The 22,218-nt window shown below is 65.3% G+C and carries 21 protein-coding genes and 1 pseudogene; 8 read left to right on the forward strand and 14 right to left on the reverse strand.

The window, feature by feature from the left end; translation table 11 throughout:
• The 4 genes and pseudogenes from AU185_RS16765 to AU185_RS16775 form a co-directional block, all read right to left on the reverse strand.
• Complete coding sequence (locus tag AU185_RS16765) at positions 1-804, reverse strand: SDR family NAD(P)-dependent oxidoreductase (RefSeq protein ID WP_059100967.1); 804 nt, start codon at positions 802-804, stop codon at positions 1-3.
• Between the two features lie 13 nt (positions 805-817).
• Positions 818-1,572, reverse strand: a pseudogene (locus AU185_RS16770) (SDR family oxidoreductase).
• Entirely contained in the window at positions 1,569-1,763 is a 195-nt protein-coding gene (locus AU185_RS24795; RefSeq protein ID WP_082683937.1) for a (2Fe-2S)-binding protein, read from the reverse strand. The pseudogene AU185_RS16770 and the gene AU185_RS24795 overlap by 4 nt, the downstream one beginning before the upstream one ends.
• Positions 1,763-2,404 carry a hypothetical protein gene (locus tag AU185_RS16775; RefSeq protein ID WP_059100966.1) on the reverse strand — a complete coding sequence of 214 codons (642 nt, stop codon included), beginning with the start codon at positions 2,402-2,404 and terminating at the stop codon, positions 1,763-1,765. Before AU185_RS16775 ends, AU185_RS24795 begins: the two co-directional genes overlap by 1 nt.
• Positions 2,405-2,574: 170 nt before the next feature.
• On the opposite strand from AU185_RS16775, the gene AU185_RS16780 reads away from it, so the two are divergent.
• From AU185_RS16780 to AU185_RS16790, 3 genes are read left to right on the forward strand one after another with little or no spacing between them, the layout of a single operon-like run.
• Positions 2,575-3,771 carry a cytochrome P450 gene (locus AU185_RS16780; RefSeq protein WP_156425557.1) on the forward strand — a complete coding sequence of 399 codons (1,197 nt, stop codon included), beginning with the start codon at positions 2,575-2,577 and terminating at the stop codon, positions 3,769-3,771.
• Position 3,772: 1 nt separating this feature from the next.
• Positions 3,773-4,837, forward strand: a complete 1,065-nt coding sequence (locus AU185_RS16785; RefSeq protein WP_059100964.1) for a spirocyclase AveC family protein — start codon at positions 3,773-3,775, stop codon at positions 4,835-4,837.
• Complete coding sequence (locus AU185_RS16790; protein ID WP_231740389.1) at positions 4,834-5,931, forward strand: dihydrodipicolinate reductase; 1,098 nt, start codon at positions 4,834-4,836, stop codon at positions 5,929-5,931. Before AU185_RS16785 ends, AU185_RS16790 begins: the two co-directional genes overlap by 4 nt.
• Here AU185_RS16790 and AU185_RS16795 read toward each other — a convergent pair.
• On the reverse strand, positions 5,928-7,541 hold the full coding sequence (locus AU185_RS16795; RefSeq protein WP_059100963.1) for a class I adenylate-forming enzyme family protein: 1,614 nt from the start codon (positions 7,539-7,541) through the stop codon (positions 5,928-5,930). The two genes, AU185_RS16790 and AU185_RS16795, sit on opposite strands and share 4 nt — an antisense overlap.
• Positions 7,542-7,648: 107 nt before the next feature.
• On the opposite strand from AU185_RS16795, the gene AU185_RS16800 reads away from it, so the two are divergent.
• The 3 genes from AU185_RS16800 (at position 7,649) to AU185_RS16810 (ending at position 10,718) form a co-directional block, all read left to right on the forward strand.
• Entirely contained in the window at positions 7,649-8,197 is a 549-nt protein-coding gene (locus tag AU185_RS16800; protein ID WP_082683938.1) for a nuclear transport factor 2 family protein, read from the forward strand.
• An 89-nt stretch (positions 8,198-8,286) separates the two neighbouring features.
• Positions 8,287-9,492, forward strand: a complete 1,206-nt coding sequence (locus tag AU185_RS16805; RefSeq protein WP_231740388.1) for a CaiB/BaiF CoA transferase family protein — start codon at positions 8,287-8,289, stop codon at positions 9,490-9,492.
• Positions 9,489-10,718: a cytochrome P450 gene (locus AU185_RS16810; protein ID WP_059100961.1), complete on the forward strand. Its 1,230-nt coding sequence runs from the start codon at positions 9,489-9,491 to the stop codon at positions 10,716-10,718. Before AU185_RS16805 ends, AU185_RS16810 begins: the two co-directional genes overlap by 4 nt.
• Positions 10,719-10,735: 17 nt before the next feature.
• Here the strand turns inward: AU185_RS16810 and AU185_RS16815 are convergent, their stop codons facing one another.
• The 9 genes from AU185_RS16815 to AU185_RS16855 form a co-directional block, all read right to left on the reverse strand.
• The gene (locus AU185_RS16815) at positions 10,736-11,293 is read right to left on the reverse strand and encodes a hypothetical protein (protein WP_156425559.1); all 558 of its coding nucleotides are present in this window, start codon (positions 11,291-11,293) and stop codon (positions 10,736-10,738) included.
• Positions 11,294-11,367: 74 nt separating this feature from the next.
• Positions 11,368-11,970: a TetR/AcrR family transcriptional regulator gene (locus AU185_RS16820; RefSeq protein ID WP_059100959.1), complete on the reverse strand. Its 603-nt coding sequence runs from the start codon at positions 11,968-11,970 to the stop codon at positions 11,368-11,370.
• 29 nt (positions 11,971-11,999) lie between these two features.
• On the reverse strand, positions 12,000-13,172 hold the full coding sequence (locus AU185_RS16825) for a lipid-transfer protein (RefSeq protein WP_059100958.1): 1,173 nt from the start codon (positions 13,170-13,172) through the stop codon (positions 12,000-12,002).
• On the reverse strand, positions 13,169-13,621 hold the full coding sequence (locus AU185_RS16830; RefSeq protein ID WP_059100957.1) for a MaoC family dehydratase: 453 nt from the start codon (positions 13,619-13,621) through the stop codon (positions 13,169-13,171). Before AU185_RS16830 ends, AU185_RS16825 begins: the two co-directional genes overlap by 4 nt.
• The gene (locus AU185_RS16835) at positions 13,618-14,730 is read right to left on the reverse strand and encodes an acyl-CoA dehydrogenase family protein (protein ID WP_059100956.1); all 1,113 of its coding nucleotides are present in this window, start codon (positions 14,728-14,730) and stop codon (positions 13,618-13,620) included. Before AU185_RS16835 ends, AU185_RS16830 begins: the two co-directional genes overlap by 4 nt.
• Positions 14,731-14,744: 14 nt before the next feature.
• Positions 14,745-15,158: a Zn-ribbon domain-containing OB-fold protein gene (locus AU185_RS16840; protein WP_059100955.1), complete on the reverse strand. Its 414-nt coding sequence runs from the start codon at positions 15,156-15,158 to the stop codon at positions 14,745-14,747.
• Positions 15,158-15,712 carry an FAS1-like dehydratase domain-containing protein gene (locus tag AU185_RS16845; protein ID WP_059100954.1) on the reverse strand — a complete coding sequence of 185 codons (555 nt, stop codon included), beginning with the start codon at positions 15,710-15,712 and terminating at the stop codon, positions 15,158-15,160. Before AU185_RS16845 ends, AU185_RS16840 begins: the two co-directional genes overlap by 1 nt.
• A gap of 12 nt (positions 15,713-15,724) precedes the next feature.
• Positions 15,725-16,906 (reverse strand): acyl-CoA dehydrogenase family protein, encoded by a 1,182-nt coding sequence (locus tag AU185_RS16850; protein WP_059100953.1) that lies wholly within the window; start codon positions 16,904-16,906, stop codon positions 15,725-15,727.
• Complete coding sequence (locus AU185_RS16855) at positions 16,906-18,078, reverse strand: cytochrome P450 (protein WP_059101138.1); 1,173 nt, start codon at positions 18,076-18,078, stop codon at positions 16,906-16,908. The genes AU185_RS16850 and AU185_RS16855 overlap by 1 nt, the downstream gene beginning before the upstream one ends.
• 277 nt (positions 18,079-18,355) lie before the next feature.
• Here AU185_RS16855 and AU185_RS16860 point away from each other — a divergent pair, with 277 nt between their 5' ends.
• The gene (locus tag AU185_RS16860) at positions 18,356-19,813 is read left to right on the forward strand and encodes an aldehyde dehydrogenase family protein (RefSeq protein ID WP_059100952.1); all 1,458 of its coding nucleotides are present in this window, start codon (positions 18,356-18,358) and stop codon (positions 19,811-19,813) included.
• Complete coding sequence (locus AU185_RS16865) at positions 19,810-22,197, forward strand: CaiB/BaiF CoA transferase family protein (RefSeq protein ID WP_059100951.1); 2,388 nt, start codon at positions 19,810-19,812, stop codon at positions 22,195-22,197. The genes AU185_RS16860 and AU185_RS16865 overlap by 4 nt, the downstream gene beginning before the upstream one ends.
• Positions 22,198-22,218: the final 21 nt, after the last annotated feature.

Here is a 22,218-nt window from a genome sequence, read left to right on the forward strand (position 1 = left end):
TCAGATGAAGTCCGAGCCGCCATCGACATTGAGCGTGGCTCCGGTGACGTAGCCGTTGCGGCGCGACGCCAGATACGCGGTCGCCGAGGCGATCTCCTCGGGCAGGCCGGCCCGACCGATGTCACAGGGATGGCCGTAGGTCCGCTCCACCCACGTCATCACGTCATGCGGATGCGCCGAGTCCAGCCCGTCGGCGGCCAACACATCCTTGAGTATCTCGGTGAAGCTGGCGGTCACTATCGTGCCCGGGCATACGCAGTTGACGAGGATGCCTTCGGGCCCAAGGCTCTTCGAGAGATTCTTGGTGAAGCTCGATAGCGCGGCCTTGGTGGCGGTGTAGGCGACGAGCCGCGGACTCTGGCGTTGAATCGAGTGCGCGGACAAGGTGACGATGCGGGCCCAGTCGGCGGCGCGCAGAATCGGCAGTGCCGCGCGCACCGACCGGACCGCGGCCATGGTGCCCAGGTCGAACGCGGCCCGCCAGTCGTGGTCGTCGAGTTCCTCGAAGGTGCCCGCACCCGGTCCGACCGTGTGCACCAACGCGTTGAGCCGGCCCCAGGCCTCGTTCACTGTGGCGTATCCCGCCGCGATCGAGGCGGCGTCGGACATGTCGACGCTCAGGGCGAGCACCTCGGGCGCACCGGCGGCGCGAATCCGTTCGGCCGCGGCATCCAGCCCCTGCTGTCCACGCGCCATGATCGCCACCGATGCACCCTCGGCGCCAAGCGTTTCGGCGATCGCCAGTCCCATCCCTTTGCTGCCGCCGGTGACGACAGCGGTCGCACCCTCGAAGCCCAGATCCACTGAGTAATCCCTTCTATCTTTTGCTCATTCGGGGCGCCAGATGCACGATGTCGCTGACGACCGTGGGGTTCGCGCGCGACATGGCGATCAACGACAGCATTGCGTTCGCGACGTCGTTGACGGCGGACATCTCTGCCGGAATCTGGCCTTCCTGCACCCACGCCCTGTACAGGTCGGCCAGGAGGTCGCGGTCCGCGCCGCGCAGAATCTCGGTGCCCTCCGTGGGGCCGACACTGACCCGGATGACGGCCAACTCTGGATGTTCGGCCCGCCACGACCGCAGGATCTCGTCCAGCGCGGCCTTGCTCGCGTGATAGGCCGCGACACCGGCGCGTGGCCTCCCGACTTCATGGCTCGATGCCACCAGCACGACCGCGTCATCGGCAAGGTGGGGGAGCGCGGCGCGCAGTACGTGGGACGCGCCGACGGCGTTGACGGCGTACGCGTGCAACCACGTCGTGACGTCGGTCTCTTCGATCAGCGCGAACGGCACGACGGCGCTGGTGAATACGACGGCGTCGAGCTGGCCGAACCGCCCGGCCACATCGTCGATGACCCGCTCGATCGCGTGCGGGTCGGAGACGTCGAGCTCCTGGGCGGAACCGTCGAGCTGCTCGGCCAGATGGACAGCAGCTCCACGCGCCTGGCCGCGAGCGCGACGTTGGCGCCTCTGGCGCGGGCGGCCCGTGCCAGCGCGTGACCGATGCCCGAGGATGCCCCGATCACGAGCATCCGCGAGCCCTCGATATTGGAGTGCCGATCGCTCATAGTCTGCTTCCTCTACCTGATTTCGTTGTTGCTGAATGAGATTCGACGATCGCGCGAATCGTGCGCCGGCACCTGCCGCATTCTGAACCTGCGCCGCACGCCTCGGACACCTGCCGCGAGGTCGTGGCGCCGGCGGCGACGGCAGCGGAGACCGTTTCGATCGTGACGCCGTGACACAGGCACACGTACATCAGTGCAGATCCGTCCCGGCCGTCTCGGCCAGTCGCATCGCATGGACGAACCGTCCGACGAAAACGGGCGGATAGGCGCCGACACCGGCGGAGGCAAGCCACTCCGAAGCGATGTCCGAGCGCGCGACCCACTGCATCGCGGTGCGCGCGCTCGCGAGCTGTTGAAGGAACAGCACCTCATGAGGAGTGTCGAAGGCGCGGTAGACGAGCGTTCGACGAATCCCCGACCGAGCGAAATCGTCGAGCGATCCCCGCACCCGAGTCAAGAAGACCTCGACGTCCCCGACTCGGGCGACGGCCGCCACCACCACCTCGGTTCCCGGCGTCGGAGATTCGCCGAGGTCGAACCGCTCTACGGTCTCACCTGCGAACACGGCTGGAAGGTCTTCGACACCCACGGCGTCGAACCATTCGAAGAAGTACGGCGAGCGGAGAAGGTGCAGTAGCGGTTGCTCAGTGCGGACACCGATGACGACCAGCACGTTCCCTGCCTCGACGATCGATTCGTAGACGAAGGCGTACTGTGCGCCGAGATCGCGCAGGCTTTCCTCGTGCTGTGCGAGTACCGGTCCCACACGCTCGGATTCGGCGATCCGAAACTCGACGGCGAAGACGAAGCTGCGAGGGGCGGAACTCGTCATGTGCCGCCTCCTTCGCTTCCAGGTACGCCACTTCGGCGTCACTCTCGCATATGAGAATCTACATTCTCGTGGCGTGGGTTTGAGCGGTGGGGTCCCGTGCGACCAGAGCGAATGGATATCCGATCCGGAAAAGTCTCTTCACGGCGATCGGCAACGCCTATTCTCGTGCTGTGACATACAGGGTGAAGGTTGGTCCTTATTACGACCCGTTCGACTTCGACATCGATGACGATCCCTACCCCGTGTGGAAGCAACTGCGTGATGAGGCGCCGCTCTACCACAACGACAAGTACGGCTTCTACGCGTTGAGCAGGCACACCGATGTCGCCCGCGAGTTGGTGAACTGGAAGGACTATCGATCCGGCAAGGGCACCACGATCGAGTTCGTCCTCAACGGCGTCGACGTACCGCCAGGCATCATCCTCTTCGAAGACCCACCGATCCACGATCTGCACCGGCGGCTGCTCTCGGGAGTGTTCACACCGCGTCGCATGGCCGCCATCGAACCCCTGGCCAGAGAGTTCTGTCGGCGCGCACTGGAACCGCTCGCGGACGCCGACAGATTCGACTTCATCGCCGATCTCGGCGCATGGATGCCGATGCGCACCATCGGCTACTTGCTCGGCATACCGGAGGACAGGCAGGTCGCAATCCGCCAGAACACCGACCGGATGCTTGAGCTCAAGGACGGCGGGCCCGTCGAGGTGGCCGACGACACGCTTACCCGCACCGGCTCGATGCTCGAGGAGTTCATCGACTGGCGTTACGACCATCCCTCGGACGATCTGATGACGGACCTGGTCAACGCCGAGGTCGAGGAACCAGACGGCACCCGGCGACGGCTCACCCGCGGCGAGGTGCTGACCTACACGGGCACCGTCGTCGGAGCGGGCAACGAAACCACCACTCGGTTGATCGGTTTCGCCGGGCAACTCCTGTCCGACCACTCGGAGCAGCGCCGCGAACTGGCGGCGGATTTCAGCCTCATCCCGGGCGCGATCGAGGAGGTGTTGCGCTACGAGGCGCCCTCACCCGTACAGGCTCGCTACGTGGCTCGTGATGTCGAACATTACGGCCAGAGGGTCGCGGAAGGCTCGGTGTTGCTGCTGCTCAACGGATCTGCTAACCGCGACGAGCGGCAGTACCCCGACGCCGACCGGTTCGACATCCATCGGCAGGCCACCCACCTGTCCTTCGGGCACGGCATTCACTTCTGCCTCGGCGCCGCCCTCGCACGGATGCAGGCGCGCGTGGCGCTCGAGGAAGTGCTCACCCGATGGCCGGACTGGGAAGTCGACTACACGGCGGCCAAGCGTGCGCACACCTCCAGCGTCAGAGGCTGGGCGGCCCTGCCGGTGAGCGTGTGAGATGACGAATACCGTTGACAACGACCAGATTTCCCGCGCTACTTCACCCGACGACGCCAGGTTCTCGCCGTGGCCCGCCAGGATCGGATGGTGCCTGTTCTTCACCGCCTATCTGGTTTTCGCGTTCGTGACCATCGCGACCATTCAGTCTGGCCTGCACGGCGACCCGACGAGGAGCAACCCGGATCCCGGCCCTGCTCCGTACCCGCCGTTCCTCGGCTTCGACAACTGGCCGCTGGCCGTGTCCATCAGTTCGATCCCGATGGCGATCGGTCTGATCGGCGTGTTGGGATGGCTGTCCTGGCGGCAACGCAAGGTGCATTGGGCGGTCATCATCGCGTTCGCCGGCCTGATTACCGGTGCGCTGGACCCCCTCGCCAATTGGGCGACGTTCGCGATCTTCGATCCGCGCATGCTGCACTTTCCGTTCTCGTGGCGTTACGTCAACATCTCGCCGAACCTCGAACCGGCACTGGCATTCCTGGGTGGTTACGCGGCCTACTATCTGCTCAACGGGCTCGGCTTCCTGAAGCTGCACGACTGGCTACTCGACCCACTGATGCGGCGCGTCGGTTGGTTGGCATCACACCGGTTGATCCGGGTATTCATCGGCGCGACGATCATCGCCGTCCCCATCAACGGGGTCGTCCAGTTCACCTGGATGCGGGCCGGAATCTTCTTCTACACCGAAGCCGTCGGGCCGGTATTGCAGATCGGCCACATCCACTTCCCGCTGATCATGGCGGTCTACGACGCCCTCATCTTCGGCATGGTCGCGGTGATGTGTGTGCGTGACGAGAGCGGCGAACTGGTTCTGATCAACCGCATCGCGCGACGGTTGCCCGCACGGCGGGGCCGACCGAAGGTGATGCTGACCCGGCAGCTGCTGATATCCATGACGGTGGGCCTGGTGTCGTTCGCGGTGCCGTTGGCCGTGCTCGCCGGGCTGCGTGAAGCGGGTCTGTCCCGGCCGGCCTTCGATCAGAACCCGTTCCCGAATGTGAACCTCTACGACCCCTACGGGCATCTGGAAGACGCCGGAAAGAAAGGGCCGTTCTACCGATGAAGTATGAACGCGAAAGACGCCACCGCGTCGTCCACGTCGGAACTGGGCTGACGGGGCGCGAGGCGTTGCGCGCGATCATCGATGACCCCGCGCTCGACCTCGTCGGGGTGAGGGTCTCGACGCCGGAGAAGGCCGGCGTGGACGCTGGCCAACTGTGCGGTGGGGCGTATACCGGTATTGCCGCGACGGATGACGTCGCGGCAGTCCTGGCGCTGAAACCCGACTGTGTGGCCTACTGTGCGACCGCCGTCCGGCGCGAGGAGGAGGCGATCGCCGATATCGCCGAATACCTCGAGGCGGGCATCAATGTCGTGACGATCTCCACGATTCCGATGGTCTATCCGGCGGCGGCTCCCGCGCAGTGGCGTGCAGCTTTGGAAAGCGCGGCGGCGTCCGGTAATTCGACGTTCTATGCCACCGGCAGTGAGCCCGGATTCATCAGCCTGAACATTCCCACGGCCCTACTCGCGGGGGCGGGGCGCGTGGACTCCTATCGAATGGACGAGTACGCGCTCGACTTGGACAAGTCATATCCGATCTGGGACGTCCTGCATGAGTCGATGGGATTCGGCAAGCCAGACGGCCACGTGCCGATCCGCATCGCGTCGGGAAAGGTGGACAAGGACTGGGGCACCGTGGTGCGCTATGTCGCCGACATCCTCGGACTCGACCTCGACGGAATAGAACTGGACTGGGAGACGCCCCTTGCACCAACCGATTTGGAGACGGCGATCGGGGTGATACCGCGGGGGACGATCTGCGCGCATCGATGGCAACTCGCCGGAATCGTCGGCGGCCAGCCCGTCGTAGCCGTGCAGTACTTCGCTACGGTGAGCGCCACGCCATGGCCCGAACATTGGCCGAAGCCATCCCGTGCAGGCCAAGGTGGAATGGTGTTCCGTGTCAACGGCTCTCCGAGCATGAGCCTCGAATTGTATATGGAGCAGTCGGCCACCGACCGGGTTAACCCCGGCGTCGCGGCCACCGCGATGGCGGCGGTCAACGCGATACCCGCTGTCGTCGCGGCGCCGGCGGGTGTGATCGCCGACCCACTGGCGGGACCCTCGGTCGTCACCCGGCGATCCGGCGGCTAGGCGCCGTCTGACAGGAGGTCGCTCAGCTGCTCGGCGAGGTCGGACTTCTTGACTTTGCCCGTGGCGGTGAAAGGCAGCGCGTCCTTCGGCGTGATCCAAATGAACTTGGGCACTTTGTATGCCGACAGGCGGCTGCGGATTTCGGTTCTCAATTCATCGGGATCCAGGTGCGTATCACCGCGAGGCACCACCGCCGCGGCCACGATCGTTTCGTTCTGCCCGTCCTCGACACCGACGACGTACGCCTCGAGGACGCCGTCGCAACCAGCGAGTGCCAGTTCCACCTCGCCCGGGGTGACATTCGTCCCGCCGCCCGTTTTGATCAGATCACCCAATCGGCCGGTGAACGTGATCCAGCCGTCGTCGTACTGCACTCCGCAGTCGCCGGTTCGGTAGTAGCCGTCGGGCGTGAAGACGTCCTCGCGCTCGCGTTTGTACAGCCGCTGCATCAGCGAGTAGCCGCGCACCCAGATCTCGCCGTCGGTGCCCGGAGGGACGGGTTCGCCCGTCGCGGGATCGACCAGCAGATGAGACAACCCCTCGATCGAGTGGCCGCCCGTCTCGCGGCGATCGGCGGGCTGCGCGGGATATGGGTCGACGCCGATGTGATTGCCGCACAGTTCGGTCATCCCCAGCGCATTCGGGCCCTGCGGCCGGCGTTCGGGCGGCACCATCGCGGGCATGCTGGTGCGCTGCACCGAACCGAGGTCGCGCTTCGTGAAATCGGGGTGTTCGGCCAGCGACTTACCTTGTTGTGGCCAACCCAACGTGATCGTGGCGTGATGGCGCTCGATCAACTCGAGCGCCTCGGCGGCGTCGAAGGCGGGCTGGGTGATCAGCGTCGCGCCGTGGTGGATCACCGCGTGGAGGCCCGTGATCAGGCCGCCGACCCAGAAGAACGGCATCGAGGTGAACATCACCGTGTCGTTCGTGACGCCGTAGGGGAAGGTCAGGTTGTAGGTGTGGCGTACGAGCGTGCCGTGCGTGTGCACGGGGCCTTTCGGGTCACCGGTGCTGCCCGAGGTGTAGATGATCATCACGTCGTCGGCCGGAGTCACGCAGGATTCGACGTCGACGAGGAATTCGGCGTCGTATCCCGCTCCGAGGTCGGAGGGAGGGGCCGTCGCCCAGGGGCGGTCGCACTGTCCCCACACCGCGATCGTGCGCAGATACGGCGCTCGGCGGACGGTGAGCCTGCCGGGGGTGTTCTGGTCGGCCAGCCCCGGTAGCGCATCCTCGAGGCGGTCGAGGAAGTCGTGGCCGCGAAAGCCCGATCGGGCGAGGATCGCGCGCAGATCGGCGTGGCGAGCGGTCCACGCCAGCTCTGAGGCCTTGTAGAAGGTGTTCAGCGGCACCGCGACTGCGCCGATGCGCGTCATGGCGAACCAGGCGATCGCCCATTCGACACCGTTGGGCATCAGGATCCCGACGTGATCGCCCTTGCCGATGCCTTCGGCCAACAGTGCCGTTGCCAACCGTGCCGACCTCAGATCGAGGTCGGTGTAGCTCAGCACCTGACCGTCGGCGATCAGGAACGGCTTGTCCCCGAACTGCGCCGCAGACGACCTGACGAGGGCTGGGATCGTGGGCGTGACGGTCGGGAAGGGCACGACTGAGAGGTCCTCTCGAAGGGGCTGGCCTCCACAGGATAGCCACCCTTGCCGAAAAACGAGAATACCGGTTCTCGGCGCTGCGCCTGGGCCACTACACTGCAGCCATGTCGCCGGCGGACCGACTCGATCGGCTGGAATCCAGCTTCGAGATCGCCCAGTTGCCCAGCCGCTACGCCATGGCCCTGGATGCGCGCGATCTCGACGCCCTGGTCGCGCTGTTCGTCGACGACGTCGAGGCCGGGACGGAGGGCAGCGGCAGGGAGGCCCTCAAGCGGTGGTACGACGGGGTGCTGCGCAGGTTTTACCGCAGCATCCATTTGATCTGCGGGCACATAGTCGATTTCGTCGACGCCGACCACGCGACCGGGTCGATCTACTGCCGGGCCGAGCATGAGGACGGCGACGGCTGGTACGTCATCACGATGCGGTACGACGACGTCTACGAGCGACGCGACGGCCGTTGGTACTTCGTCAAGCGACGCGAGCATCCGTGGTACTCCGTGGACGTGACCGAGCGTCCCGGACCGGAGTTCATCCGGTGGCCGACCGACGTGCCCCTGCGCGCGGCGATGCCGCATCGGATGCCGACCTGGCGGGCATTTTGGGACAGGGGAGACCCAGCCGTCACCGCACGGCTGTCCCGGCTCCCGTAGCGCGTTTACAAACCGATTCGATAGTGCAATTCTCAAATTCCGTGAATGCTCGTTAACGCTTGTAGGAGGACATCATTACCGTCGACAAGGTGCTCAGCGGGGTTCGGGTGCTCGAGGTTGCCGCATGGACATTCGTGCCCTCGGCCGGCGCGGTCCTCGCCGAGTGGGGCGCCGAGGTGATCAAAGTGGAACCGCGCACCGGTGGCGATCCGCAGCGCGGCCTCGTCACCATGGGCATCGTCGACGAGGGTGGTGGATCGGTCAACTACATGATCGAGATCCCCAACCGGGGCAAGAAGTCGATCGGCGTGGACCTGAGCACGTCGGGCGGTCGCGACGTGGTTCACGAGCTGGCCAAGACCTGTGATGTGTTCCTGACCAGTTATCTGCCGGACCGCCGGAAGAAGTTCGGCATCGACGTCGACGACATCCGGGCTGCGAATCCGAACATCGTGTACGTCCGCGGTTCCGGCCACGGTCCCAAAGGGCCGGACGCGGACAAGCCGGGATACGACGGGGTGTCCTACTGGGCGCGCGGCGGCATCGCCACCGTCCTGACGGAAGAACGCGATGAGCTTGTCCGTTCCCGTCCGGCGTTCGGGGATCTGCTCGGCGGTATGACGATCGCCGGTGGAATCGCGGCCGCGCTGTACAAGAAGGCGACGACCGGTAAGGGATCGGTCGTCGACGTGTCGCTGCTCGGGCTTGCCGCCTGGAATCTCAGCCCCGATGTCGCGGTGAGCCAAATCCACGGTGGCAGTGCCATTCCCAAGTTCAGCCACGCGGACGCGCCCAACCCATTGGTGGGCACGTACCGCACCAAAGATGGTCGCTACGTCCAGCTGATGATGCTGCAACTCGACAAGTTCTACGCCGAGGCGATGCGGGTGATCGGTCTGCCCGAACTGGTCGACGATCCGCGATTCGCCGGTCCCGCGTCGCGCTACGAGAATCGGGTCGCCTTGATCGCGTTGCTCGACGAAGCGTTCGCCAAGCGCACGTTGGCCGAGTGGCGCACGACGCTGGGCGCGCTGTCCGGTGCGTGGGGAATCGTGCAGACGCCGGGCGAACTCTGCGAGGATCCCGCCGTCACGGCGAACGGATATGTCGCGCATACCGAAACCGTCAACGGCGTACCGTTCGCCCTGCCTACCAATCCCGTTCAGTTCGACGAGGAGTCGGTGATTCCGCCCGGAGCGCCGGAGCATGGCCAGCACACCGAGGAAGTCCTGATGGACGCCGGAATCGATTGGGACACCATCGAAGAACTCAAGGAGTCGGGGGCTATCCTGTGAGCGCGGCGCCGCCGGAGGTGGACAACGGACCCGTCGAATTCGATCCGTTCTCACAGGATTTCTTCGACGGCGCGTACGACACCTATCGTCGCCTGCGCAACGAGGCGCCCGTCTACTACAACGCGAAGTGGGACTTCTGGGCGCTGACGCGCTACGACGACGTGGCGCCCGCGACGAAGGATCACGAAACCTTCTCGTCGGCCAAGGGCGCCACGCTGGACATGGTCAAGGCCCACGACGACGCGATCCCGGTGCCCAAGGTGATCATCTCGATGGATCCGCCAGAGCACCAGAAGATGCGTCGACTGGTGAGCAACGTCTTCACCCCGCGAGCAATCGCCGGCTTGGAAGACATGGTGCGCGAGAAGGTCTACGAGCGCATTGAAGCGCTGAACCCGAAGTCTTTCGATGTCGTCGCCGACTTCTCGGCACTGTTTCCGAACGAGGTCATCACAACCATGCTCGGGGTTCCCAAGGAGGATCGGGACCAGATCAGGCGCTGGCTGGATCTCCTGCTCGAACGCCGTCCCGGCGAGATCGCCGTTCCCAAAGAGGGATACGAGGCCTCGATGAATACCGGCCTCTACTATTACGACCTCGTACAGCAGCGCCGGGTAGCGCCACAGGACGACATGATCAGCCGGCTCATCGAAACCGAGATCGAGCGTGACGGCGTGGTGGAGAAGCTCACCGATGTCGATATCACAGGCTTCGCGACGATGCTCGGGGGTGCCGGCGCGGAAACGGTCACCAAACTTGTGGGCAATGCGATGGTCGCGTTCGCCGACTTCCCCGACCAGTGGCGCAAGCTCCGCGAGGACCGCAGCAAGATTCCAGCCGCAATCGAGGAACTGTTGCGATACGAAGCGCCGTCGCAGTATCAGGTCCGCACCGCGACACGGCATGTCACCTACTACGGCAGCACCATTCCCGAGGGCGCCGCGGTGCTGCTTGTCACCGGGTCGGCGACCCGTGACGAGCGGATGTTCGAGGATCCCGACCGACTGGACGTCGATCGCGAACGCAAGATGGGGTTCAACCTCGCCTTCGGCTACGGCATCCACAGCTGTCTCGGCGCCGCGCTGGCGCGGATGGAAAGCCGCATCGCGCTCGACGCGCTGCTCGACCTCATTCCCGAGTACGAGGTCGACCGCGACGGCCTTCGGCGTGTGGCGATGTCGAACGTCTGCGGCTATTCCAACGTCCCGGTCCGTAGGAAGGGCTGAGGCGCCTCTTCAGACCGTCAGCCCGGAGCGACGGCGAGGCGGTGAAATCCGCCGTGGAATTGCTCGACGGGCGAGGGAGGCGCCGCCGCGTCCACCGCCTTCATCGCGTGGTATTTGAACGCCCGCGCGGCGCAGCTGAGCCGGTGGTCGATGTCGGCTGCCGAAGTGGCTGCAGTCGGCCACGTTCCGCCCCATGCTGCCACGTCGGCACCGTGGCGCCGGGTGGCATCGGCGATCAAGCGCCGCACCCCGCGATGCCGGTCGTACATCGGCGCGGCGAACACGATCACATCCGGCCATTGCAGGCCGAAATCGAAACTGGGCGGCAGGATTTGGCCGTCGACACCGAGTATTTGCAGCGCCCGGGCATCGGACTCCGCCTCCAGGTACATCTCGACTTGCCAGCCCGCGCGCAGCACGTCGACGACGAGTCCGCCGGCTGCCGATACCGCGCCCACGGTGTCGGGTGCGAGCACCACCAGTTTGTAGGGCGTCCCGCGGCCCCGGTTCGCCTGCCGCGGCGCCTGCGCCGCCGATGCCGCAGTGAGTTTCACCTGGACCCTCCCGATAATCACGGTATCAAGTTAATGAGAATACGCATTGTCACTGGGCTGCGCGAGGGTGCGCGTCATTGCCGAAATCATGAGCGCTACCGCCGCCGTGGGTTGCCGTCGACGAAGCCGTTCACCACATACGCCCGTACGAAGTTCGCCACGGAGTCGTCGTCGCGCATGTCGATGGTCGGGGACGGAGTCGTGAACAGCGAGAACAACATTCGGGCGAACCACTCGGTGGCCGAGGGAACGTCCAGGTCGGCGCGGACTTCCCCGGTCAGCCTGGCCGCGTTCACATAGGGGGCAAGGAAGTCCGCGCACTCCTTCAATAAGGTTGCCGCGTTCTTCGTCATCATCAGGTTGACTTCGTCCTGGTCGAAGTACGCTTCCGGTTCGACGACCCGACGCGCTTGCGCGACGAAAACCGCGGCGCGTACCAGCCGGCCTTCCAAGGTGCTGCCGCCGTGCCGATCGATGGCTTTGGCCATGTTGCGGTAGAACCGCTGCGACGCCGCCTCCGCGCACGCTTCGACGATCGTCTCCTTGTCCCGGAAGTACTCATAGAACGTGCTGCGCGACACCTCGGCCGCGCGCGCGATGTCGACGATGGTCGTCTTGGCCAGCCCGCGGGTCCGGAAGCACGCGAAAGCCGCCGAGATGATGACATCCCGGGTGTCGACCGCCACCGACTGCGTCACATCAAATCCCACCGCACGACAGTAACCGCTCAGCGGTCGGGGGACAGGATGAGGCCGCTGGTCGGAACGCCGGTGCCCGACGTCACCAGGACATGCTCGACGTCGTCGACCTGGTTGTACGACGTGCCTCGGACCTGGCGGACGCCTTCGGTGATGCCGTTCATCCCGTGGATGTAGGCCTCGCCGAGCAGCCCGCCGTTGGTGTTGATCGGCATCCGCCCACCTAGCGAAAGCTCATCGACCGAGACGAAGTCCTTGGCCTCTCCCCGCCCGCAGAATCCGAGTTCCTCGAGTTGAGTGAACACGAACGGTGTGAAGTGGTCGTAGAGGAATGCGGTCGAGATGTCTTTCGGTTTCAGCCCGGAATCACGCCACAACTTGCTGCCGACGACACCCATCTCGGGCAGTCCGGTGATGTCCTCGCGGTAGTAACTGGTCATCACCTCACCGTCGTATGCTGCGCCCTGTGCGGCCGCGGTGATCACCACGGGCGGGCTGGATAGGTCGCGGGCCCGTTCGACGCTCGTAACCACCATCGCGACCCCGCCGTCGCTCTCCTGACAGCAGTCGAGCAGGCGTAGCACCGGTTCGATGATCCAGCGTGACTCCTGGTGCTGCTCAAGGGTTATTGGCTTCTGGTAGAACCAGGCGTCTGGATTCTTCGCCGCATGCTTGCGGTCGATGACGGAGATCTTGCCGAAGTCCGCGTTGGTGACGCCGTAGGTCGACATGTACCGCTGCGCGTGCAGTGCGACCCACGCCGCGGGCGTCATCAACGCGAAGGGTGCATACGGCGCCATCCACAGTGGGGTCACTCCGGGTTGGCGCCCGGCGCCGCCGAACCGGAATCCGGAGCGCTCGTTGAACGCCCGATAGCAGACGACCACCTCGGCGGCGCCCGTCGCGACCGCCATGGCGGCCTGCATCACGGTGCCCGCGGCAGCGCCTCCCCCGTGCGGAACCCGGGTGAAGAAGGTGAGGTTCTCGATGCCGACGTTGCGGGCGACCTCGATCTCCTCGTTCTCGTCGACGGTGAAGGTCACCATGCCATCGATGTCCTTGGGGCGCAGGCCCGCATCCTCGATGGCCGCCTTGACCGCCTCACAGGCCAACTGCATCTCGGTCCGGCCCGATTCCTTCGAGAACTCGGTCTGGCCGATGCCGACGAGCGCGGCCTTGCCGCCAATGCCGTCGTTCGTCATGCATCGACCCCGTCGAGCAGGCTGAGCACCGCAGTGCCCTTGACGTGATCGCCGAGGCTGTTGGTGCCCCTGAAGGTGACCTCGACCAGACCTTCGCCGTCCGCGGCGGACTTGTCGGTGACGCTGCCCTCGAACCGCAATGCGTCGTTCGGATAGGCGGGCACCCCGAGTCTGATGGAAAGCTTCTTGACCATCGCCTCGGGTCCGGCCCAGTCGTGCAGGAACTTAACGCACAACCCATTGGTCGTCAGGATGTTGAGGAAGATGTCCTTGGAGCCCTGGGAATTGGCGAAGTCGCGGTCGTGGTGCACCGGCATGTAGTCGCGGGACGCAATGGCGCCCGCAACGATCAGCGTGGTGGTGACGGTAACGTCCATCGTCGTCACCTCGTCGCCGACGTTGATGTCGTTCCACGCCAGCGTGGTGGTGCGGTTCAGGGTAGAGGTCATTGATTCAGTCCTTCCGCGTATGCGTTGCCGAGCCTGGCGAGCTGTTGTGACGCCGATCCGAGCGCGAGTTCAATCTGCTTGGCCCACAGGAAGTATCGGAACAGGGGATAGGTGACGTCGATGCCCATGCCGCCGTGTACCTGTTGGGCGGACGCGGTGACGCGTGCGCCCGCCTCGGCGGCCCAGAACTTGGCGATCGCCGCTTCCCGCTCGGCCGGTCTTCCTTCGGCGATCAGCCAGGCCGCATGCCAGGTGGTCCAGCGGATCGCCTCGGTGTCGATGAAGGCATCGGCCAGGCGCTGCTGAACGGCCTGGAACGACCCGATGGGGCGCCCGAACTGCTCGCGTTCGCTGGTATAGGACGCGGCCAGTTTCAGCGCACGTTCGGCGACGCCGATCTGCATTGCGCTCAGAGCGGCCACCGCTCTGGTGTAGAGCGCGTTCACGATGTCTGCATCATCGTGTTCGGTGAGCCGCCACCCAGCGGCGTCCCGCAGGTCGATGTCCGCGAAGGGTTCGCCGTTGGTCGTCGTCACCGGCGCCATATTTATTCCGTCGCCACCCGTTTCGACGACGAACAGACCGGGCCCGTTATCGGTTGCGGCCGAGACAACAATGGCCGCAGCCAATTGCGCGGCGGGTACCAGCTCCTTGCTGCCGGTGAGTCGCCAGACGTCACCGTCGGCGCGCGCGGTGGTTCTCGGCGCGCTCGGATCGGAGTTCTGTGGCTCGGCCAGCGCCGCGGTCAACAGCGTGCTACCGGCGACCACGCCGGGCAGGAACCGCTGCTGCAACTCCGAATCACCGTGGCGGGCAATGCTATCGGCACCCAGCGCGAGTGTCGCATACACCGGGACCGGCGCGACGCTGTATCCGACCTCGCTGAGCAGCACACCCAGCTCGAGGAACCCGCCGCCGGCGCCGCCGACCGCTTCCGGAAGCGCGATGCCCAGCAGGTCAGACGACGCCAACTCGGCCCACAACGCCGGGTCATATCGTATGTCGCCCGATTCGAGTTCGGTAAGGCGCTCGGGTGTCGCACGATGCTCGAAGAGCTGGCGGGCGACCTTGGCGACCGTCTCCTGCTCGTCGCTGAAGGTGAAATCCATTCTCGATCCCTTGCTCAGCGCGCCGGCCGAAATTGGTGCAGCACGAGCTCGTCCCCGCTGGGAAGGGCCTCGAAGGTCTCGTAGAAGACCTCGACGGCCATCCCGACCTCGATCGCCTCGGGTTCTACGCCGCACAGGTTCGACACGATGCGCACACCCTCGTCGAGCTCGATCAGCGCGACGACGTACGGATACTCGATGAACGGCAGCGGCGGGTACTTCGGCATCACGAAGCTGTAGACCGTGCCGTGCCCCGTCGACACGACGTAGTCCCAGTTCAGCGATTGGCAGTTCCCGCACATGGGCCGCGGCGGAACCCGCAACGTCTTGCAGTCCGTGCAGCGCTGGATACGAAGCTCGTTGTCCTTCAGTCCCGACCAGAAGAACTCCGTGTCTGGACTGATCGAGGGAGCGAGCCTGCTGGCCATCAGTTTCCCGTCTTGAATCGCAGGGTGCGGAACCACTGGCGTCCGATGACGTCGCCGTTCTGGTCGCGGTACGTGGTGACCCACGTGACGAAGAAGCCGTTGCCCATCGCCGTCTTCTTCTCATCGGAGATCGAATCGAACACGGTCTCGGAGGTGATCTCGTCTCCGACACGGGGATAGCGCTCGATCTCGAATTCGGAGTTCGTCGCGATGATGCCGGTGTAGCCCGCGTCGGAGAGGAACTGCAGGGGATTGTCGCCCTTCATCTCGATCGGCACTCCGCCGCGCTCATGGATGCCGGCGAGCTTCGGCGGAGGCATCGTCCAACTCTGAAGCATCACCGGCGGTGACACGATGTCGCCGTAGCGGGAGTTCTTCGCGAACTCGGGGTCCAGGTAGGCCGGGTTCATGTCGCCCAGGGCGTACGCCCAGTGCCGGATCATCGCGGCATTCACCGGATCCGGGGCGTGCACGGGCTTCCCGACGCCGTCGGTGGGCGTGCCGATCAACGCGTCGAGGCGCTCGCGCAGTTCGTCTTTGGCTGTGTCGGTCACTGCTGATTCCTTTCAGGACGCTCGCATGTCGCGGGGTGCACGCGGCATCCCGAGTCCGGCCATGGCGATTATGTCGCGCTGCAGTTCGTTGGCGCCGCCACCGAAGGTGTTGATGACGGCAAATCGATAGGCACTCTCGAGTTCGCCCTTCAGCGGCGCCGTGGAGCCTTTTCGGGTGCCGGCCTGCCCGACGACATCGAGCAGTTCGCGGGCCACCTGCTGGGTGAGTTCGGTGCCGAAAACTTTTGCAGCAGAGGCCTCTCCCATGCCGAGTGCACCAGAGCCCATGTTGGTGTTGACCCGGAGGTTGAGGAGCCGGTAGGCCGCGACCTGAGCCTCGACACGCGCGAGGGCTTGTTGGACCCACGGCTGGTCGATCACGCGGCCGTCGTCGAGCGGTGTGGCTCTGGCCCATTCCAACGTCTTGGCGAACAACGGTTCCAGCGCGCCGAGGTTGCCCAGCGCGGCGCGCTCCAGATTCAGCTGATTGGTGACCAGCTTCCAGCCCTGGTTTTCACCGAGCACCATCGCGCTCTCGGGTATGCGCACGTCGTCGTAGAACGTATAGTAGGTCGACACGCCCGGCATGGTGTGAATCGGTTTCCACGCGAAGCCGGGGGAGTCGGTCGGCACGATGAACACCGTGATGCCCCTGTGCTTCTTGGCTTCTGGGTCCGTCCGCGCCGCCAGCCAGATGTAGTCGGCGAATTCGGCACCGCTGGTGAACATCTTGGAGCCGTTGATCACGAAGTCGTCGCCGTCGCGCACCGCGCTGGTTCTCAGTGAGGCGAGGTCGCTGCCCGCGCCGGGTTCGGAATATCCGATCGCGAAGTCGACCTCGCCCCTGAGGATGGCGGGAAGGAACTTCTGCTTTTGTTCCTCGGTGCCGTACTGGATGAGGGTGGGGCCGACGGTGTTGAGCGTGACAAACGGCAGTGGTGCGTGCACCCGCCGTGCTTCCTCGGCGAAGATGTACTGTTCGAGCGCGGTCAGTCCACGCCCGCCGTACTCCACCGGCCACGCGACGCCGAGGAGGCCGGCTTCGCCGAGCGCCCGCCGGCACTCGGTTATCGCGGCGCCGCCCTCCGTAAGGCCTGTGACGGCAGCGCGCCGCTCGGGGGTCATCACCGCCTCCAGCCGGTCCCGGAATTCCGTCCGAAGTCGCTCCTGCTCCGGGGTGTAATCAAAATCCATCAGGAGCTCGCTCCCAGTCGCACCGGCATGCGTTTGACGCCCGGCACCATTGTGGCGCGCAGCCGGGTCACGTCGCCGGTCAGCTCGATGCTCGGGTAGCTGCCGAGGAGAACCTCGAACATGACCCTGGCTTCGAGCCGTGCCAATTGGGCACCGAGACACGCGTGTTCACCGGCACCGAAAGCGATGTGCGGGTTCGGGTTTCGGGTGATGTCGAACTCCTCACCGGTCGGACCGAAGATCTCCTCATCCCGGTTCGCCGAGCCGTACAGCATGACCACCGTGTCGCCGGCCTTGATCTTCTGTCCGCGGATGTCGACATCGGCGGTGGCTCTTCGCGCCATGTGCGTCACCGGGCTCGTGAATCGCAGCATCTCCTCGACAGCGCACGTCAACAGCGACGGATCGGAATGAAGCGCCGCGAACTGGTCCGGATGATCCAGCAGCGCCACCGTGCCGAGCGCAATGAGGTTACGAGTGGTTTCGTTGCCCGCGACCAGAAGCAGGAACGAGAAATTCAGTAGATCGGCGTCGGTGAGACGTTCCCCGTCAACTTCGGCGGCGGCCAGAATGCTCAGCAGATCGTCTTGCCCGGAGACCTCGCCGGAGCGGCGAGCTTCGATCAGCTTGGTGAAGTATTCGTACAGCTCACCGAGCGCCACCAGGTGATCCAGCTCGATGTCGGGATCCGCGGTGCCGACGGCCGCATCGGACCAGGTACGGAACTTCTCCCAGTCTTCGGGTGCTGCGCCGAGCATTTCGGCGATCATCCGGGTGGGCAGTGGCGCTGCGATCTCTTCGGCGAACTCGTACTCGCGGGACGGGTCGATGCCGTTGACTATGCCGTCGACGATCCGCCGGATCGTGGGTTCCAGCAACGACACTTGACGGCGGGTGAACCCGGAGTTGATGAGCTTGCGCAGCTGCCGGTGTCGAGGCGGATCCGTGAAGATCAGGTTGCCTTCCTGAACGGGCTCAGGCTGGCTGGGATCCGGAATGGTGATGCCGTGCATTGACGAGAACAACATCGGGTGACCAGAAACGAAGCGAACGTCCTCGTACTTGGTCAGCGCCCAGAAGTTTGTGACGTCGTTCCATACCACCGGAGTTGTCTCACGCAGTTCTCGATACGCCGGGTAGGGATCGCCCGCGTAGAAATCCGGGGAGTGCAGCGGATGCGTGGAGGTGGGTCGGGACGTGGATTCGGTGGGCAACGCGGCTCTCCTCAATGCATCGTCCATCAGACATATATCTGTGTAATGTCCGGTAGGTCTGTGTCTACCGCACGAAAGACAGGCGTGTCAATCAGCGTCGACGCAGGAAACGACGGTCATCCGTTGACGCGATGCATCAGCGGGTGTACACACAAGTCATAAATGTCGGACAGCTTGCGCCTGTGGGAGGGTCGGTGCGTCCCCAGTCGGACAATCAGGAAGGTCCAGTGATCTGATGGCCGCGTCCACCCTCGTCGACAGCTATGACCTCTTCATCAACGGCCGTTGGGTGGCGCCGGACAGCGGCCGATACGACGTGATCGACCCAGCCACCGAGGAGGTCATTGCGTCCGCGCCGGACACCGGGGTGGCGCAGGTCGAACAGGCGATCGCCGCCGCGCGAACCGCGTTCGACACCGGGCCATGGGCGACGGCGTCGCCGGAGGAGCGGTCCCGGTGCCTGCAGCAGTTGAGCGATGCGCTACTCACACACGGTGATGAGATCTACGCGCTTGCGCAGGCGGAATGGGGATGTACAGCAAACGAGCGGCTCATCCACGTCGACGGGCCCGCGTTCATGGCGGGGCACGCCGCCGAGCTCGCGCTCGAGCCGGCCGAGGCCCCCATGGACGCGTGGGGCGCGGCAGGGACGACGCTGTTGCGGTACGAGCCCCTCGGCGTCGTCGCGGTCATGACGCCCTGGAACTTTCCGCACACCCTCAACGTGATGAAGGTGGGAGCGGCGCTGGCCGCAGGCAACACGCTCGTGCTGAAGCCCTCGCCGCTCACGCCTCTGGCCGGATTGGCCCTTGCGCGAATCATCGAGGAGGAGACCGAGATTCCGCCGGGCGTCGTCAACGTCGTCACTCCCACCGGGATCGAAGCCAGCAAGGCCCTGACCCTCGATCCCCGCGTGGACATGGTGAGCTTCACCGGCAGCTCGTCGGTGGGCCGCGACGTGATGGCCGGGGCGGCGGGGACGATGAAGCGAATCCTGCTGGAATGCGGCGGCAAGTCGGCCTGCGTGCTGCTCGACGATGTCGAGCTGACCGATGAACTGCTCGAGCGGCTGTTGTTCGAAGGGTGCACGATGCACGCGGGTCAGGCTTGCATCCTCAACAGTCGGCTCGTGGTGCCCACCGAACTGCACGACGAGGTCGTGTCCCGGCTCGCCGACCTAGCTCGCGCCGTGACGGTCGGCAATCCCACTGACGACGGGGTGACGATGGGCCCGTTGATCAGCCGACAGCATCTGGAGCGGGTCGAGGGTTTCGTCCGGCACGCCGAATCTGATGGCGCGAAGGTGGTGACGGGCGGCGGCCGCCCCGAAAAGCGCTCGGGAGGATTCTATTTCGAGCCGACGATCTTGACCGACACGAGCCCCGATTCGTACATCGCGCAGGAGGAGGTGTTCGGGCCCGTATTGACCGTTCTGCGCTATGACGGCGACGACGAGGCCGTGGCGGTCGCGAACAACTCGGCCTACGGGCTCGGCGGTGCGGTCTGGGGCACCGATGTCGAACGCGCCGTCGGCATCGCACGGCGCATCAGAACCGGCCAGGTCTCGATCAACGGCACCATCCCCGGCGACGCCCCCTTCGGCGGCTTCAAACAGAGCGGCATCGGTCGCGAGGGTGGGGTGATGGGATTGCGTTCCTACATGGAGCCCAAGGCGATCGGGGTCCCGGCGTGAGCGAAGCCTTGGCCGGACTGCGGGTCGTCGAACTGGGGAGCGACATCGCGGCGCCGTACTGCACCAAACTCCTCGTGGATCTGGGCGCAGAGGTGGTCAAGATCGAGCCGCCGACGGGCGATCCGCTGCGCGCGTGGGGGCCGTTTCGCGAGGGTTCGCAGGAGCACGGCGGGTTGTTCGAGTACCTCAACGCCGGAAAACACGGTCTGACACTGGATTTCCGCACCACTGCCGGCATCGAACAAGTCCACGAACTGATCGCCGGGGCTGACCTACTGGTCGAGGATCTGCCCGCTGGTTCGGCCGAGCGGTTCGACTGGGGACTAGACCACGAGGCCCTGCAACGGATCAACCCCGACCTCGTCGTCGTCAGGGTCTCCGACTACGGTCAGGAAGGTCCCCGACGTGAGCAGCCGTCGACGTCGCTGACGCTTCAGGCGGCGTCGGGATGGGTCAACACCCGGGAGTTCGGCCGAGCACCGGTGCAGGCCGGAGCACGGATACCCGAGTACATCGTCGGGGGATACGCGGCGCTCGCGGCGCTCACCGCCCTGCGCGTCGCGAACGCCGAACGGGATCGCGTCGTCGAAGCCGATGTCTCGGCATTCGAATCGCTGTTGAGTACGCTGCCGTATCCGATGCTGATGGCCGAGCGGCTGAAAAGCATGGGCCTGCCGACCAATTCGAAGGCGGCTCCGATGCTCGGCATCGTCCGGGCCGCCGACGGCTGGATCGGTATCAACTGCCTGACCGGGCAGCACTGGTTGGATGTCTGTGCGATGGTCGGGCTCCCCGAATTCGGCGAACACCAACTCGCCATCATGCTGGGCGGTCCGGAACGCGACGAGTTCTTTGCGAAGGCTCAGCCCTGGCTGGACTCGATGGCGGTCGCCGACCTGGTCGAGTTGAGTCAGGCCATGCGGATTCCGGCCGCCCCGATCAACGACGGATCGTCGATCCTGGACTGCCCGCAGTACCGCGATCGCGGCTTCTTCGTCGACGGCGGGCCCGAGGGGGCGCGGTTCCGCAGGCCGGGTGCGCCGTTCCGGTTGTCGAAGACGCCGGTGCTTGCGCCGCGTCCGGCGCCACTCCTCGGTGCGGTTGATCGGGTGCAGTGGGAGACCCGCGGGGAGCGTGCCGCGGCGGATGTCGGCGAGGCCGGGAGCCCGTTCGCTGGCCTGAAAGTCTTTGACCTCAGCACATTCTGGGCCGGCGCGTATCTCACGTGCTACCTCGGCGCGTTCGGCGCCGACGTCGTCAAGGTCGAGTCGATCCAGCGTCCCGACGGGCATCGGTACTCGGGTTCGCTGCTGCGCAATAGCGACGAGTGGTACGAGATCGGTCCGCTGTGGCAGGGCACGAACCTCAACAAGCGCGACATCACCCTCGACATCAGCACCGACGCCGGACGGGAGCTGGCACTGCGGCTGGCGGCCGATGCCGACGTGGTGATCGAGAACTTCTCGCCACGGGTGGTCGAACAATTCGGCTTGGACTACGACTCGCTGGTGAAGATCAACCCGGGGGTTGTCATGGTCCGCATGCCCGGCTTCGGCTTGGAGGGACCGTGGCGGGATTACGTCGGCTGGGCCTTGAACATCGAACAGCTGGCCGGGATGTCGGCGGTCACCGGGTATCCCGACGGGCCGCCGTGCAATCTGCAGGGGCCGGCCGATCCGATTGCCGGCGTGCACGCCACGGTGGCGTTGCTCGCCGCGCTCGAACACCGACGCCGGACCGGTGAGGGCCAGCTGATCGAGGTGGCGCAGATAGAGGTCGGAGCCGCGGTCACGGCCGAACCGGTCATCGAGTATTCGATGACCAAACGCGTGCTCGAACGTGAGGGCAACCGGCACCGTCACTACGCACAAGGCGTCTACCGCGCGCAGGGCGACGACGATTGGGTCGCCGTCTCGGTGCGAGACGACACCGACTGGGCCGCCGTGACCGAGGTCATCGGTCGTCCCGAACTGCGTGATGACCCGCGGTTCGTTTCGGCGAGCGCACGGTTGCAGCATCACGACGAATTCGACGAGGTGATCGCGGAATACGCTGACGCGCGCTCAGCAGAGGAGGTCGCCGAGGCGTTGCTCGGAAACGGCGTACCCGCGCAGCGACTGATGACCAGCGATGGGATGTACAACGTCGACCAACTCGAGGCGCGGGGATTTTACGAAGACCTCGATCACCGGATTGCTGGACGACAGCGCTTCCCCGGTTGGCCGTTCCGTATCTCGCCGGGCCCGTCGCGGCACCACCGCTTGCCGTCGCCGACTCTGGGTCAACACAACGAAGAGGTGCTGCGTGCGTTGGGGCTGTCCGGCGACGAGCTGACAACGCTGCGTGCACAACGCGTGATCGGTGAACGGCTGCTGAACGCGTAGCCGGTGTTTGCAGATCTTGTC

It is taken from the genome of Mycobacterium sp. GA-0227b, assembly GCF_001499855.1.
Taxonomy (GTDB): Bacteria; Actinomycetota; Actinomycetes; order Mycobacteriales; family Mycobacteriaceae; genus Mycobacterium.